Below are 15,022 nucleotides of genomic sequence, written 5' to 3' on the forward strand. Positions count from 1 at the left end.
AGCGATTTGAGGTATAGAATTTAGGGCAATAAATAATCTTCGCGCCATGAGTTCCGAACCAAGACTGACAAAGCTCTGACTTGCTATGAGCTTTTTTTAAACTTTTAAATAAGTTTTATAGTTCATAAAAATGATCTCATGAATACCAGAATTTGCTATATATTATTACTGTTGATATTAATCAGCATCTAATCAGGACAGCACCTTGAACAACCCTTGTTTTGAACAGTTTGCTCCAATTACAGCGATCGCCACTCATCCTCAAGCAGCGCAAATTATAGCACCGTTAGCTCAAGACTCTGATATTCAACTGTGGTTGCCCACCTCTATCGAACAACAGGGCAGTTCTCAACCCTACGATAGTTCTCTTAAAGAACATCTGGCATCGATCTGGAACGAAAACCGAGCTTTTATTTTTTGCTTGGCGACTGGTGCGGTGGTTAGATTAATTGCACCCCTGCTGCAAAATAAAGCTGAAGATCCTGCGGTGGTGGTGGTAGATTCTCAAGGAGATTATGTTATTAGTCTTTGTAGTGGACATCAGGGCAAAGCAGATTTACTAGCTCGCTTAGTTGCCAGCCAAATTGGCGCTACCCCAATTATTACGGGAGCAGCTCATGGTTTGTCTTTACCCGCAATTGATGTTTTAGGCTTTACCTACGGTTGGCAAAAAGGTAAAGGAGATTGGACAGGAGTGATGGCAGCAGTAGCTAAACAAGAGACAATACAGATCATTCAAGAAGCTGGTTCAACTCTATGGCAAGAACATTTACCCCAACAACATCCCTTTTATTTTGGGTTTTCTGATAATCAAACAGAAATTAAGCCACGAGCAAAAGTTTGGATTAGTCCGACTAAAAGAAAAATTGCCCCTCAAAACGATTTGTCTACGGTACAGTGGCATCCCAAAGTTTTATGGGTGGGCATTGGCTGCGAAAGAGGTACATCTACAGCTTTAATCGAGACAGCTATTGATGAAACCTGTAAAACTTACCATTTGGCTACGGAAGCGATCGCCGGAATCACTAGTATTAATCTAAAATCAGACGAGGCAGGAATTGTAGAAGTATGCCGGCGACGCAACTTAATCTTTAAAACTTTTGATGCCGAACAATTAGATCGGGTGGATGTTCCCACTCCCTCAGCAGTAGTTAAGCAAGAAGTAGGAACTCATAGTGTTGCCGAGGCTGCTGCCATCTTAGCAGGACAAAACTTGCTGGTATCGAAGCAAATCTTTAAATCAGACAATCAATTAGGGGCGGTAACGGTAGCGATCGCTCAAGCCGACAAAGAGTATATTGGGCGTAGAGGCAAGCTCTATTTGGTTGGCATCGGTCCAGGAAATTTAGACCAAATTACTCCGGCTGCTAAAACTGCTATTACTGAAGCCGATGCGATCATTGGTTACAGTCTTTATACAGAGCTGATTAAATCTTGCCAACGTTCAGGACAAATAGTTGAATCTTCCCCCATTACCCAAGAGCAACAGCGAGCTAAAAGAGCCATTGAACTAGCCAAGTGGGGTTTAACCGTGGCAGTGGTTTCCTCGGGAGACTGCGGTATTTATGGTATGGCGGGCTTAGTGTTAGAAGAACTGCAAGCAATCGGTTGGAATGGTAAAACACCCCAGGTACAGGTATTTCCTGGCATCTCGGCTCTACAATCAGCAGCTTCTAGAGTTGGTGCGCCTTTGATGCACGATTTTTGTGCTATCAGCCTTAGCGATCTGCTTACTCCTTGGGAGATGATCCAAAAACGACTAACCGCAGCAGCCAGTGGTGATTTTATTACCGCTTTGTATAATCCGCGATCGCAAAAGCGCACCCAACAAATTGTCACCGCCCAATCAATCTTCTCCCAACACCGTCAGCCAAATACTCCAGTAGCGATCGTTCATGGAGCATATCGGGACGATGAACAGGTGATTTTAACCACTTTAGAAAAGATGCTAGAGCAACCTATAGATATGCTCACCACCGTGATTATTGGTAACACCACAACCCGCAATCATGCCGAATGGATGATTACCCCTAGAGGATATCTTGGTTTTTCTCAAGAAGGAGAATAGTCTTGATGTCAATGTTCAAAACTATAAAGTTATTAAGCTTCTACTTTTATAGACTTTTCTACATATTTGCTTTGAGTCAAATAGATGACTCTACCTTTTAAAAATTTAGCTACTCCATATATATCATCTACTATTGTTTTAATTTAATCGAGCAAATCCATAGAACTAACCTATATAAAATGCTTTAATTTATAAGTTAATTTTCGCCACTAAAAAATTTACAGATATTCTTATATTAAATAAATTTCTCCCAAAAAGCGATCGCCGTAATCAACCAGCAGTTTTAATCTCCAAACTTTTCTTAAATCAGACAAGACAGTAGAATATTTGTTCTATGGTAATGATGTAAGAATTCAGAATCGTTAATGGCAGAAATCAACAACTTACCTCCAGCTAGTATTGAGGCGGAAGAAGCAATTTTAGGCGGTATCCTGTTTGATCCAGAAGCGATTACCAGGGTAGCAGAATTAGTAGTCAAAGATGCCTTTTATGTGAAGGCACATCAAGAGATTTATCAGGCGGCATTGAACCTTAATAGCAAAGGTAAACCAACAGACTTTATTTCTCTAAGTACTTATTTAAGCGATCGCGATTTACTCGACCAGGTAGGCGGTACAGCTAAATTAGCACAGTTGCTTAACCGAACTGTATCGGCGGTTAATATTGACCGCTATGCCAACCTGATTATGGAAAAGTATGTCCGTCGTCAATTAATTACTTCGGGACACGAAATTGTCGATCTCGGGTACGATAATACTTCAGAATTAGAAGTAGTTTTAGATGCTGCCGAACAAAAGATCTTTCGCCTTGCCCAAGAACGTCCTCAAGAGGGTTTAATCCCAATTGCGGAAACACTAGTCAACACTTTCAATACCATTGAAGAACTCCATCAGGAAACGGCTTTACCTGGTGTTCCCTCTGGTTATTACGATTTAGATGCGATGACCAGTGGTTTTAGTCGTTCTGACTTAATTATCATCGCTGGTAGACCATCAATGGGAAAGACGGCATTTTCGTTATGTATGGCTTCAAATATTGCCAGAGATTCTAAATTACCCATTGCCGTTTTTAGTTTAGAAATGTCGCGAGAACAATTAACCCAAAGGTTGCTATCTAGTGAGGCGAGGATTCCGAGTAACCGCTTGCGTTCGGGTAGAATTGCTCAAAATGAGTTTGGACAATTAATCGATGGAGTAGAAAAACTTTCAGAACTGCCCATATATATCGACGATACGGCAAACTTAACGGTAATGCAAATGCGATCGCAAGTACGCCGTCTTCAAGCACAGCAAAAAGATCCTTTGGGTTTAGTTATGCTCGACTATCTTCAGCTAATGGAGGGAGGAGACAACGACAACCGCGTGCAGCAGCTATCGAAAATGACGCGGAGTTTAAAAGGTTTAGCCAGAGAATTGAATGTGCCGATTGTTGCCTTGTCTCAATTAAGTAGAGGAGTAGAACAAAGAACCAATAAACGACCTATGCTGTCTGACTTACGTGAAAGTGGCAGTATTGAGCAAGATGCGGATTTAGTCATGATGATTTATCGTGATGAATATTATAATCCTGATACCCCAGATCGAGGGATTACTGAAGTTAGTATTGTCAAACATCGCAATGGTCCTGTCGGAACAGTTAAGTTGCTCTTTAACGCCGAATTAACTAAGTTTGAAAGTTTAGCTAAACCCAGCGGATATTAAACTTGTGGTGATTTATTTAACGCCTACTCGCTCATTATGGAATGGTTTAATGGGCGATCGCATTACCACCAGCCTTGACTTTCTTACAAAAAATTAGAGTCAAACCGCAGAGTAAAATGGCAAATCCCATAAAATAAAAGCAATCATTATAAGCCATCGTGTAGGCTTCATGGCGGACGATATTATCGATAGTTGCGATCGCCTGTTCTTTTGCCGTAACGGCATCGCTACCGCGACTGATAAAGGTTTGAATTAATTGATCGATTCTTTGCTGAGTTTGAGGGTTGTATAGGGAAACAGCTTCGCCGATGCGACTAGAATGAAACTGCTCTCGTCGTGACAATAAGGTTGATAGGGCAGCAATGCCCATCGAACCACCTAAGTTACGCATCATATTAAACAAGCCAGAAGCCGATCCTGCTTGTTCTGGTTCAATATTGCCCGTAGCAATTGTGGTTAGAGGTACAATCATCAAAGGTTGTCCTAATGCCCTAACTAACTGCGACCAACGCAATTGCGTAATATCCGTCTGACTGGTCATGTTGGAATTCATAAAGCAGCTAAGAGCAAAGATGCTAAATCCGACTGCTGCTAGAAACCTGACATCAAAACGCTGCATTAGTTTAGGAACTAAAGGAATTAATAATAACTGTGGTAAACCCGACCACATAATTACTTCCCCAATTTGCATTGGCGTATAGTCTTGAATCTGAGCCAGATATAAGGGCAAGATATAAATTGAGCCGTATAAACCCAATCCTAAAGCCAGTCCCGCAATACTACCGATACCAAAGTTACGCCGTAGCAGTAGACGCAGATTGATAAAAGGTTGACGACGATTTAATTCGATCCATAAGAAAATACCGATAAAAATTACGGCAAATATAGCGCAACGGGTAATCAACTCCGAACCAAACCAATCTTTGCGATTACCTTCTTCTAAAAATATTTCTAAAGAACCCAAACCGATTACCATACTAAAAATACCCCACCAGTCACCTCGCTTGAGTAGATTAAGCTGCATCGGTTGGGCAGGAATCGCATAGGCGATCGCTGCTATCATGATTACTCCAGGAATTATGTTGAGATAAAAGTTATATTCCCAGCCGATATTATCCGTCAGCCAACCACCAATAGTTGGACCAATTGACGGGGCAAAGGTGGCAGTCATGGCAAATAACGCCATGCCAACGGGCTGTTTTGACTGGGGTAAAAAGGTCAAAACAATAGTCAGTGCCATCGGAATTAAAATTCCTCCCGTAAACCCCTGACAGGCACGAAAAACAATCATCATCCCCAGGCTAGACGATTGGGCGCAAGCGATTGAAAAGAAAATAAATAAAGCGACATTAACTAAGAGATAGCGTCGCACCGAAAATACTTTAGATAACCAGCCTGAAATCGGAATCACCACAATTTCCGCAATGAGGTAAGCTGTAGAAATCCAAGAACCTTCTTCTAAAGTTGCTCCTAAAGCTGCCTGAATTTCCTGTAGCGACGAGTTGGTAATTTGAATATCCAGCACCGCCATAAATGCGCCCAACATGGCACCCATGACACCGATCCAGGTTTTGAGACTAACTGTATCTTTCCGCTGTTGTTTGACTGTATTTATCATTTAACATTTAATGTTTAATGTTTAATGTTTAATGGTCATTTTGCGGTAACTCCACGTTAACAACTGCCGACATTCCTGGGGTGATACGCGACTCGTATCCTTTGATACTCTGAGGATCGAGGACTATTTTTACGGGAATGCGCTGCACCACTTTGGTAAAGTTACCTGTAGCATTGTCAGGAGGCAGCAAAGCAAATTCTGCTCCCGAAGCAGGGGAAATGCTATCTACCCTGCCTGTAAAAGTGCGATCGCCAAAGGCATCTATTTTCACTTCTACCCTTTCTCCTCGCTTAATTTCTCCTAGTTGGGTTTCTTTAAAATTAGCTGTAACCCAATAATCATTACCGACAATTGCCATTAAAGGTGTTCCAGGCTGGACTCTTTGTCCTATCTCTACTGACTTACTGCCAACTTTACCCCCAGTCGGAGCAGTAATATTAGTATAAGAAAGTTGCTGGCGGGCATCATCGAGAGCAGCTTTAGCTTGAGCTATTTCGGCTTGAGCAGCAGCATAGTTTGCGCGGTTGGCTTCGGTTTGTTGTCCGCTTGCGGATACTTGTTGCAGTTCACTTTTAGTAGCAGCCAGTTTAGCGTTGGCACTATTTACTCCCTGTTGAGCCTGTTCTAACTGTGCCTGTGCCTGTTCTACTCCCTGTTCGACTGCATTTTTTTCAGCCTGTGCCACTTGATAAGCAGCTTGTGCATTATCTAATTGTTGGCGGGTAACTGCTCCTTTTTGGTACAGCGTAGAATAACGATTATAGTCTTGTTGAGCTTTGTTTAAATTGGCATCTGCTTGAGCTACCTGGGCTTGTGCCGAGGCAATTCCCGCTTTGGCTTCAAATACTGCGGATTTAGCTGTAGAAACGTTAGCAGTAGCATCGCTAATATCACCCTGAGCCTGAGTTGATTTAGCCTGGGTAGTTTCTGATGCTAAGGTAATGTTTGCCTGGGCTGCTTTAGCTTGACCTTGGGCGATTAACAAAGCTGCCTGTGCCTTTTCTACTTCGACTTGAAGATCCCTTGGATCGAGCTTGACTAATAACTCTGTTGGTTTAATCTGCTGATTATCGTTAACTTCTACATCAGTTACCGTCCCTGGAATACGGCTACTTATCTGATGTATGTGACCTGTAACATAAGCATTATCAGTGCTTTCGTGGGTAGAAGCATAGTTCCACCAGCGATAGCCAAACACACTAGAGGCGATCGCACCAATCCCTACTGCTGCCCAAATTAAACCTTTTGGTAGTTTTTTACGCGGTTTTTCAGGAGTTTTGAATTCTCGGTTGCGAGCTTTTTCTGACGCAATTAGTTTATGATTAACTATTTCTATTTCTCGTTCTCGATCTAACGATTTGCCGTTTAAAGTTCTTATCTGGTTAGTTTCTTAGATAATTTTAATATTGTTGCGTAATTAATAAGTGCTCTTTTATTTCGTGTACGTAGTATTTAGTTTGGCAAATAGACGATTAAAACTACATCTTTCAAAAGGCGGATTGGAGTTTAATATCTTAGGCTAGATTAGCGATCGCGCGATCGATTAATTGGGAAAACTGCTTTCTTTCGTTATTTGAAAAACCTGTCAGAACTCGTTCTCGCAAGTCTAGAGCCATTGGTGGCAAAACTGTTTCGAGTTCTTTTCCCGTATCTGTAAGCCAAATTCTCACCATACGGCGATCGGTGCGATCTCGTTCGCGACGAATCAGTCCTCTGTCTTCCATGCGGTCTAAAACCCCTGTTAGAGTTCCTCCCACCTGCTGAAGTTTGCCCCCAATTGCCGAAGTTGCCAAACCGTCTTCTGACCAAAGACAGCATAATACTACCCAGTGGAAAGGAGTCAGTCCCAAAGGTTCTAATTGTTCTTGAAAATTACGACTCAAAAGTTGAGACAGTAATTTGAGGCGATAGCCAATACCCTGTGGGGCTAAAACTTGTTGATACTGCTCGGAATTAAAATTAGCGGGCTTAGCGGTCATTCACAAAATACTTAGGATACGTAGTATTATTATGACAATTTTAGGCAATTTTTTCAACGCGTTGATAGTGTTACTGTTAAACCTGGTATGAGTTTTTTACCGCAAGTAGCGATCGATCAGCACTTTGCTCAACGAGGTAGTAGCGCGTCTAATATTAATTTGTTGGGTATTGCAAATTAGTTTGAGCCCCCTAACCCCCAAGCTTGTGGGAATTAGCCCAGCATTTTAGCCTAGACGTGGTAGTAGGTTAGGTAGATTTGTGTCGGCTTTAATCCAACAACCTGCTGTATTACGATTTGCTATTGATGAAAATACGACGATCGCAGTTAACGGAGATGAAGTAGAAGTAATCGGCGACGGTTAGTAACCATTGTTGATGTTGCCAATATTGAATGTACTAACCTTAACGAATCTTTGCACGATCGGTTTTTAGCAATCTGTGGGGCAAAGTTATATATTTTACTTTATGGTTATCGTTTTAATTTAAAACAGAATTAGCAACAATTTATTTCTTGCTGGGAAAAAATTGGTTTTGTTGATTCTTTATTCAAGCTAAACTATGATTAGATTGAGCGTTTAGTCAACAGGAATAATAAAAGTGAAAGACGATTTTGGAAATCTGATTCGCCAAGCCCGAAAAGAGCAAAAATATTCTCAAAGAGAACTAGCCAAGTTACTTAAAATAGATTTTACCTATCTGTCTAAATTGGAAAATAATCGAGCGGATTATGCGCCAAAAGAAGATGTAATTCGTGGCTTGGCAAAGCATTTAAAATTAAATGAAGAAGAGCTAATTTTCCTGGCAGGAAGAATTCCTCAACAGGAAGAAGACCTACTTAAACAACACTATAAAGATATGCCTGCTTTATTTCGTCGGATGCGAGAAAATCCTGAATTTGCTCAAAGAGTATTTCGTGAAGCTTCCACGACACGGACATCTCACGGGCTGGAAGGCGATTCAAGCTACGTGTCCCCAGATTAGGAGTTGAAGGCTTGTGAGCGTTTTTCGTCCATTTCGATTTGTCCCGAAACTGGAAATCGAGGCTTGCGCTTTAGATATTTGGTTGCAGATGGAACGAGCGCGGGGAGAGCCTCAACTACCAATAGATGCTAGTATTATTGCTGAATTTCTCGACTTAAATCTGGTTTGGGACACAATTCCTGATGATCAACAAGGAGCGATCGCCGCGAGAATTTTGCCCTTAGAAAAGCTAATTGAAATCAACGAAAACATTCCCAAACTTAAAGGCGGTTTTGGCGAATCAACTATCGCCCATGAAATCGGTCATTGGGTATTACACATCGATACTGAAAAAGTTGAACGTTACATTAGGTTGAAGCAAAAAGGTGTTGATATTCGAGTCAAGCCTTTTCTCTGTCGCAGCAGTAATTTAGCCAGAATTGAATGGCAAGCTCAATACTTTGCAGGATGCTTACTTATGCCACAACACATCTTAATTAGATTAAAGCAAGATAAAGATTTAACTAAGTGGCAGGATCTTTATCAAATAGCAGAGAAATTGGGAGTAACCATATCTAACCTGACAACTCGTTTACAGGATCTCGGCTGGATATCCCTAGATGCAGAGACGCGCAAAATTTATTCCAACCATGTTTAGTTTTAAAACATATATTTTAATAAGTCTAATTAAAGCAATAAGTATTAACAGAATGTTTGTCGATCATTCGATTAGGCTGATAATTCAACACTGGATATACAATCGTTTAACTAATTCGTACCAACACGAGCAAATACGGCGATTGCTATATTTGAGTTAAGCAAAAACATGCTGAAAATACTAAGATCTATAGTAAGCAGCTAATCTAAATTTCCTACCTATCTACTATCCTAAATTGTAATCTCGCCCTCATGAATTTATCAAAAAAAGCTTTAATTGGTTTGAAAGCTGATCGCTTTCGCCATCCCTTAGACTTACAGGCTACTAACACCCTCAAGCAGCTACCAGGTGCAGATGTAGCAATTCGGAGCGTTTTGGGTTCAGTAGCGGAACAGTTTTTTTATCTGAATAATATTGCTTCTAGTGTTTTAGTCAGCGAAAAACAGTTACCCGATCTCCATAAACTATTAATTGAAGCCTGTGAGATTCTCGATCTTGAAGCACCTCAGCTATACGTGCAGCAGAATCCTACGCCTAATGCCTACACTTTTGCCATGAAAGGTAAACAGCCATTTGTGGTGCTGCATACTTCCCTAATTGAAATGCTAACTCCCGAAGAAATTCAGGCGGTGATTGCTCATGAATTGGGACATCTCAAGTGCGAACACGGGGTTTATTTAACGATGGTCAATGTGCTGGTGTTGGCAGCTAATATGCTACCACCCTGGGGAACAATTTTGGCTCAATCTTTACAAGATCAAATGCTGCAATGGGTACGCTGTGCCGAGTTCAGTTGCGATCGCGCTGCGCTTTTGGCAATTCAAGATCCTAAAGTAGTAATGTCAGTTTTGATGAAGTTAGCAGGCGGCTCTCCAACCCTTGCCCCTCAGCTCAATTTAGATGCCTTTATCGAGCAAGCCAAAGCCTATGACTCTATTGGTACAGACAGCTTGGGAGAAATGCTGCAAGCGGCACAAACAGCTCAGTTAACTCACCCAGTACCTGTAATTAGAGCTAGAGAAATAGATCGCTGGGCAAGTTCTGTTGAATATCAAACTATTTTAGATCAGCGAGAGTCAGCCAATGGTAAAAAGCTAGGCTGGAGCAACTGGTAGTTTAAAAGCTAACAGCTATCCAAAAAGGATTATTATCAACAGTAGTTATTTAATTAAAAAAAATGCCTAAAGCAATTTGGAACGGTCAAATTTTAGCCGAAAGCGATCGCACAGAAGCGGTTGAAGGCAATCAATACTTTCCACCAGATTCAATTAATCAAAAGTTTTTTAAAGACAGCTCAACTCATACTAGCTGTCCTTGGAAGGGTCAGGCTAGCTACTATACTATCGTCGTTGACGGCAAAGAAAACCAAGATGCTGCCTGGTACTACCCAGAAACTAAAGAAAGAGCTAACAATATCAAAGGCTATGTTGCCTTTTGGAAAGGGGTGCAGGTAGAAGCATAGGCGATCGCGCTCTTGGTAATCTGATCGATCTGTGATTAATCTATTTTCTTTTATTGTGAGCGCGATCGCACCCGCTCAATTCATGGATCGAGATTGCACCAAAACAAAGCAGCTAAAGTGTTGTTCTCAGTGGCGATCGCCAGCTAAGGTAGATAAGAGGGCCCAACAGTGGCACTAAGGCAATAAGCCAAAACAATTGGGAATCTCTCAAGTAACCGCGACGAGTCATATCATCCCCTAAAACCAGCGGAAATAACAGGCAAAATAAACAAAAAGCCAAACTCATACCGTTAACGAAGCGATCGCCTTGAAAAAGCAGCCAAAATTCTCCCCAGTCTCCAGCGAGTAGGGCATAGATAAGTAAACCAAGCGTAAACAGCATCAGTACTATTCCAGTCGCACGTGAATCTAACAGAGTTAGCCACAGATCTTTCGTACCACTAAATTCTGTATTGGGTTCTCGCAGAGCTAGGTAAGGAATTAGCCCAATTACACCCGTACCTAAAGAAAGAATAGCAAATGGATAAAAAGGAATCGGCTGCATTCTGCCATCAAAAAACAGCAGACTACTATAAATTAGTATCCAAACTCCAATCAAAGAGAATAAAGAAAAAATAACTGGATTAATAGCGTTCCATTGCAAAGTTAGTAATTTAACTATTAACGATTTGGTAAATTCCCAATGAAACGGGGGCGCGAGTAACAAAAGATAGACGATAAAGCCTACCCACAACAACCAAAGAAGCAGTTTTTTATTCATAATGTGCGATCGCTTATTTAATGTATAACGAGTCTCAGTTTAAAATAGGTAATAGATTAAACCAGAGGTATCTGTCCCTCGACCGATTCCACTTATTGTTCATTTAGAAAACACATAGAAAATAGGTCACAAGTGAAAGAACCACAAAAAAACACATTAAATATTGATGCAGGAACGATAGTTTTAATTATCTCTGTGCTTATTTTATTACCCCTATTATTGACGGGCTTTATTTCCCACTAGGTAAGGATTCAGATCTAAGATTGAGGGATTAAAGAAAGGCGATCGATAATACTGATAGTAGTGATGATAGATAAATCGCAGTAGCATCACTACTAGGACTAAAGTTTGTGTCTGGATTGAGCAAATGTGCGATCTCAAAGCTATGAAGTGAATAATGGCGATCGCTCAAAGAAAAATTGCTCTGACTAGAAGTTCTCAATTATCAATTAGACTATCTGTATAAACGATCGTCTAAGTATATTCTCTAGCAGCTTCAATGATAACTATTGATAGCTATACTCTGAAAGTAGGTAATCCTGAGCTACAGACTTTTGTCTTAAAATTACCGAGGTGATCTTAGAATCTTTCTAGGTATATATATATAAGCTTATTGATAATATTAACTTGATCTAAGCAACTATAACAACGCATTTATTGAACGTCGATAGTTCGTATTACCTGACAAATAAAGTCATAGCGAGCCTAAAAACTATAATTTAAGCTAAAAATTAAGTGCATTTTGATTCGCAATAAGCTTTTCGTGTTAGATTGAACTTATTATTAAAATTTACTTAACGAGAGAGCAAGAGTATGTCCACAACAACAGGTTTACTCCGTCCGTTTGGTCACGTAGAAGAGAATCCGATCTTATTGGACAAGAGCGTGACAGAACCAGTTTGCGAAGGTTTCAATGCTGTCTTGTCTAGCTTCCAAGGCTTATATCTACAGTATCAAAAACATCATTTTGTGGTTGAGGGTTCAGAATATTATTCCCTACATGAATTTTTCGCTGAAAGCTACGCAGAAGTACAAGAACACGTTCATGAAATAGGCGAAAGACTCAACGGCTTAGGTGGCATTCCTGCCGCTACCTTCAGCAAATTAGCTGAATTGTGCTGCTTCGATCAAGAAGAAGATGGAGTCTTTAACGAGCGTGAAATGGTAGAACACGATTTAACTGCTGAACAAGAGATAATTAAATTAATACGTCAGCAAGCAGCTCAAGCAGAAAGTTTAGGCGATCGCGCTAGTCGCTATTTATACGAGCAAATTCTGCTAAAAACTGAAGAAAGAGCCTATCATTTACACCACTTCCTCGTTCACGATAGTTTGACTCTGGCTTTTGTTGGCAACAGTGCTAATGGCGCGCATTAGTAGTGTAGTTAAATACGTACGTACGGCAAGTCTCTTTTAAAATTATTGGTTTAGAAGAGACAATTTATTTAAATTTATTTAATTTAATTTAACCGTTTTCCTTAATCTTAAGATACCAAAATGTTGGCCTCCGCGCCTGAAAGTTGTTCAACACGATGCCAGAATTGAACGACTTGCCTTCCTGTTTGTTCGGGGAAAAAATAGTGAAAAAAATGATGTCCCAAGGGATTTATCCAGAGTAAGTCACCATCTTTTAAATGATCTGACCATCTTTGCAAAGCAGGGCGATCGACAATACCATCATTCTCGCTACCGCATACCATTAGAGGCACTGATACTCCGCCAGAATCGACTCTATCTAATTGATAAAGAGAGTGAGCAGTAGGTGCGGTATCTAAATCTTGTTTGAGAATTTTGATTAAATCTAAAACATTCGTTGGACTTTGATGACCGAACATCATCTGTACCATCCGTGCCAAAAGAATGTCCTGACTACACGGTAATAGTTTTCTCATCTGATAATAGTGCGTTTGCCAGTCGATCGCAGGATTAAAACCTACTCCTAACAAAGTCAAAGATTTTACTCGGTGAGGATATTTACGAGCGTAAAGTAACCCTAATAAACCTCCTGTACCATGACCGATCAGATCGATTGGCTGTGACCTAGATTTAAGGTAATCATGGAGCAGTGTTAAAGCTATATTCGTTGAACTTGGTTCGTCTAGATTCTGGTCATATTGCCAATAGGCGATGGGTATTTGCCGAGATAAATAGCGAATAATTCGTCCATCGAAACATTTAAAACTAGGATTAGCATTAATCCAAACGGGGGCTGTTGAGGGAGATATCTTCATTGTTAAGGTTAGGGAATTTAAGCTTAAATACTGAAAGGTTATTTGTTACCTGTTACTACACTTGTTCGTGGCAAAACAGCTACCAGTAATTTTTGGCTGATTATTGTGCCTATCACTCTTTTTATTGATAAAGTCTCGGCAGCCAATTGCTGTTTCAGTCATTGCAACCATCGGATTTATCGTACACTTAAGTCGATAGTCTCCTGTAAAGTAGGCACATTTGGAGCAGGGGATTCGGTGAAGGCTTTGGAGATGAGCGATCGCGCCTTTGACAATTGTGACGAATCGCTAAAATAAGCAGACAGAAATTAAACTCCAAACACTGAAACACAAGACTAGATGCAGCATGGTTTGTTGATAAGAGTGGTTGTTGGAAGAAAAGGGAAAAGGCAAAATAAATTTGGCTCATTATATTTAGGCACTTTTCCCAGTTATTGGAGAGGAGAATCTCCAAACTTTTAAACCCGCGAAGCCTTTAGCTATATAGCTAAAGGCTTCTTGTTAGAGAGCGAATTCAGACTTTAGTTGTGTCGTCCATGACTGAATTCGCTTGTCGGTTAATTCTGATTGATTGTCTTCATCTAAAGCTAATCCAACAAACTTACCATTTTTTTCAGCTTTAGATGCTTCATGTTCATAGCCGTCGGTAGACCAATAACCTACTGTTTCGCCACCTAAACTAGAAATCTTTGCTTCTAAAATTCCCATTGCATCTTGAAAATTATCAGGGTAGCCAACCTGATCTCCTGTACCAAAATAAGCAACTTTTTTACCACTAAAATCAATTTGGTCTAGATCGTCTTCATAGAAGCCTTCCCAGTCGGACTGCAATTCGCCGACATCCCAAGTAGGACAAGAGATAATTAGGCGATCGTAGTTAGAAAAATCGTTATCGGTAACATCAGCGATTTCGTGTAAAGCGACTATATTTTCACCGCCTAGAGCATCTTGAATTGCCTCGGCGGCTGCTTCTGTTTTGCCTGTAGTGGAACCGTAAAAAAGACCAACTTTAGCCATGATGTTTTTCTATTGATTTATCTGCTAGTTTTATGGCGCTATATTGCTGAGTGAAATTAAGAACTAGGAATTAGCTTGCCAAGAAGCTCAATTCCTAATGATTTAAGGTCTGAGGAAAAACCTCTTCAATATCATACAGCTAGTTGATAATTATTTGCAACAAACTAAAAAAATTTTACTGAGAAATTTTGTCATCGTTTTCGCTATAAGTTTTTTCGTCTAGACTTCCAATGAGGTTTGACCAACGGTCACAGCAGCACGAAGTTGCCCTCATGGGTAAGGGTAAACGTTGCCCTAAAGGATACCGCTACGCATATACCCTTTAGGGAATCCTTTAGGGCTAGTCTATCACGACGGATAAGCTTCGAGACCGAAGGGCGGAGTGCGGTTTATCCGTGAATCCGTGATTGGCATATCATGCACGGGCAAGCGGCGGAGTAATCTGTGACTTCGTAATTTGCGTACATGAAAGATTATTAATTTTAGTTGCCATAGTCATAAATTTTCTAATCTAATTATTGCAATATAACTTCAATAAGCTTTTTAATTTAGCCGCTAACTAAAAAGC

Annotated in this window: 14 protein-coding genes; 7 read left to right on the forward strand and 7 right to left on the reverse strand. The window is 40.5% G+C overall.

Annotated features, from left to right (window positions below):
• Positions 1-205 precede the first annotated feature (205 nt).
• Together cobJ and dnaB are read left to right on the forward strand one after the other, a co-directional pair.
• Positions 206-2,068 (forward strand): precorrin-3B C(17)-methyltransferase, encoded by a 1,863-nt coding sequence (gene cobJ / locus V6C71_01405; protein HEY9767146.1) that lies wholly within the window; start codon positions 206-208, stop codon positions 2,066-2,068.
• 365 nt (positions 2,069-2,433) lie between these two features.
• On the forward strand, positions 2,434-3,768 hold the full coding sequence (gene dnaB, locus V6C71_01410) for a replicative DNA helicase (protein HEY9767147.1): 1,335 nt from the start codon (positions 2,434-2,436) through the stop codon (positions 3,766-3,768).
• 46 nt (positions 3,769-3,814) lie between these two features.
• Here the strand turns inward: dnaB and V6C71_01415 are convergent, their stop codons facing one another.
• From V6C71_01415 to V6C71_01425, 3 genes are all read right to left on the reverse strand, one after another.
• Complete coding sequence (locus tag V6C71_01415) at positions 3,815-5,386, reverse strand: DHA2 family efflux MFS transporter permease subunit (protein ID HEY9767148.1); 1,572 nt, start codon at positions 5,384-5,386, stop codon at positions 3,815-3,817.
• A 28-nt stretch (positions 5,387-5,414) separates the two neighbouring features.
• Positions 5,415-6,584: an HlyD family secretion protein gene (locus V6C71_01420; protein ID HEY9767149.1), complete on the reverse strand. Its 1,170-nt coding sequence runs from the start codon at positions 6,582-6,584 to the stop codon at positions 5,415-5,417.
• A gap of 316 nt (positions 6,585-6,900) precedes the next feature.
• Positions 6,901-7,365 carry a MarR family winged helix-turn-helix transcriptional regulator gene (locus V6C71_01425; protein ID HEY9767150.1) on the reverse strand — a complete coding sequence of 155 codons (465 nt, stop codon included), beginning with the start codon at positions 7,363-7,365 and terminating at the stop codon, positions 6,901-6,903.
• 598 nt (positions 7,366-7,963) lie between these two features.
• Between V6C71_01425 and V6C71_01430 the strand changes: the two genes are divergently transcribed.
• The 4 genes from V6C71_01430 to V6C71_01445 all read left to right on the forward strand — a co-directional run bounded on the left by V6C71_01430 (position 7,964) and on the right by V6C71_01445 (position 10,446).
• Entirely contained in the window at positions 7,964-8,347 is a 384-nt protein-coding gene (locus V6C71_01430) for a helix-turn-helix transcriptional regulator (protein HEY9767151.1), read from the forward strand.
• A 13-nt stretch (positions 8,348-8,360) separates the two neighbouring features.
• Positions 8,361-8,984 (forward strand): ImmA/IrrE family metallo-endopeptidase, encoded by a 624-nt coding sequence (locus V6C71_01435; protein HEY9767152.1) that lies wholly within the window; start codon positions 8,361-8,363, stop codon positions 8,982-8,984.
• 251 nt (positions 8,985-9,235) lie between these two features.
• On the forward strand, positions 9,236-10,099 hold the full coding sequence (locus V6C71_01440) for a M48 family metallopeptidase (protein HEY9767153.1): 864 nt from the start codon (positions 9,236-9,238) through the stop codon (positions 10,097-10,099).
• 62 nt (positions 10,100-10,161) lie between these two features.
• A complete protein-coding gene (locus V6C71_01445; GenBank protein ID HEY9767154.1) occupies positions 10,162-10,446 on the forward strand; it encodes a DUF427 domain-containing protein in 285 nt (94 codons plus the stop codon).
• Positions 10,447-10,558: 112 nt separating this feature from the next.
• On the opposite strand, the gene V6C71_01450 is transcribed toward V6C71_01445, so the two are convergent.
• Complete coding sequence (locus V6C71_01450; protein HEY9767155.1) at positions 10,559-11,206, reverse strand: DUF2834 domain-containing protein; 648 nt, start codon at positions 11,204-11,206, stop codon at positions 10,559-10,561.
• A 271-nt stretch (positions 11,207-11,477) separates the two neighbouring features.
• On the reverse strand, positions 11,478-11,648 hold the full coding sequence (locus tag V6C71_01455; protein HEY9767156.1) for a hypothetical protein: 171 nt from the start codon (positions 11,646-11,648) through the stop codon (positions 11,478-11,480).
• 371 nt (positions 11,649-12,019) lie between these two features.
• On the opposite strand from V6C71_01455, the gene V6C71_01460 reads away from it, so the two are divergent.
• Complete coding sequence (locus V6C71_01460) at positions 12,020-12,583, forward strand: ferritin-like domain-containing protein (GenBank protein HEY9767157.1); 564 nt, start codon at positions 12,020-12,022, stop codon at positions 12,581-12,583.
• Positions 12,584-12,690: 107 nt separating this feature from the next.
• On the opposite strand, the gene V6C71_01465 is transcribed toward V6C71_01460, so the two are convergent.
• Both V6C71_01465 and fldA read right to left on the reverse strand, forming a co-directional pair.
• A complete protein-coding gene (locus V6C71_01465; protein HEY9767158.1) occupies positions 12,691-13,437 on the reverse strand; it encodes an alpha/beta fold hydrolase in 747 nt (248 codons plus the stop codon).
• Between the two features lie 501 nt (positions 13,438-13,938).
• Positions 13,939-14,454: a flavodoxin FldA gene (gene fldA / locus V6C71_01470; GenBank protein HEY9767159.1), complete on the reverse strand. Its 516-nt coding sequence runs from the start codon at positions 14,452-14,454 to the stop codon at positions 13,939-13,941.
• Positions 14,455-15,022: the final 568 nt, after the last annotated feature.

Origin of the sequence: Coleofasciculaceae cyanobacterium, assembly GCA_036703275.1 — a bacterium.
Lineage (GTDB): Bacteria > Cyanobacteriota > Cyanobacteriia > Cyanobacteriales > Xenococcaceae > Waterburya.

Coding starts and splice junctions, on each gene's coding strand:
- fldA (HEY9767159.1), bottom strand. CDS start 14,454: ATGGCTAAAGTTGGTCTTTTTTACGGTTCCACTACAGGCAAAACAGAA.
- V6C71_01440 (HEY9767153.1), top strand. CDS start 9,236: ATGAATTTATCAAAAAAAGCTTTAATTGGTTTGAAAGCTGATCGCTTT.
- V6C71_01415 (HEY9767148.1), bottom strand. CDS start 5,386: ATGATAAATACAGTCAAACAACAGCGGAAAGATACAGTTAGTCTCAAA.
- V6C71_01450 (HEY9767155.1), bottom strand. CDS start 11,206: ATGAATAAAAAACTGCTTCTTTGGTTGTTGTGGGTAGGCTTTATCGTC.
- V6C71_01460 (HEY9767157.1), top strand. CDS start 12,020: ATGTCCACAACAACAGGTTTACTCCGTCCGTTTGGTCACGTAGAAGAG.
- dnaB (HEY9767147.1), top strand. CDS start 2,434: ATGGCAGAAATCAACAACTTACCTCCAGCTAGTATTGAGGCGGAAGAA.
- V6C71_01445 (HEY9767154.1), top strand. CDS start 10,162: ATGCCTAAAGCAATTTGGAACGGTCAAATTTTAGCCGAAAGCGATCGC.
- V6C71_01465 (HEY9767158.1), bottom strand. CDS start 13,437: ATGAAGATATCTCCCTCAACAGCCCCCGTTTGGATTAATGCTAATCCT.
- V6C71_01425 (HEY9767150.1), bottom strand. CDS start 7,365: ATGACCGCTAAGCCCGCTAATTTTAATTCCGAGCAGTATCAACAAGTT.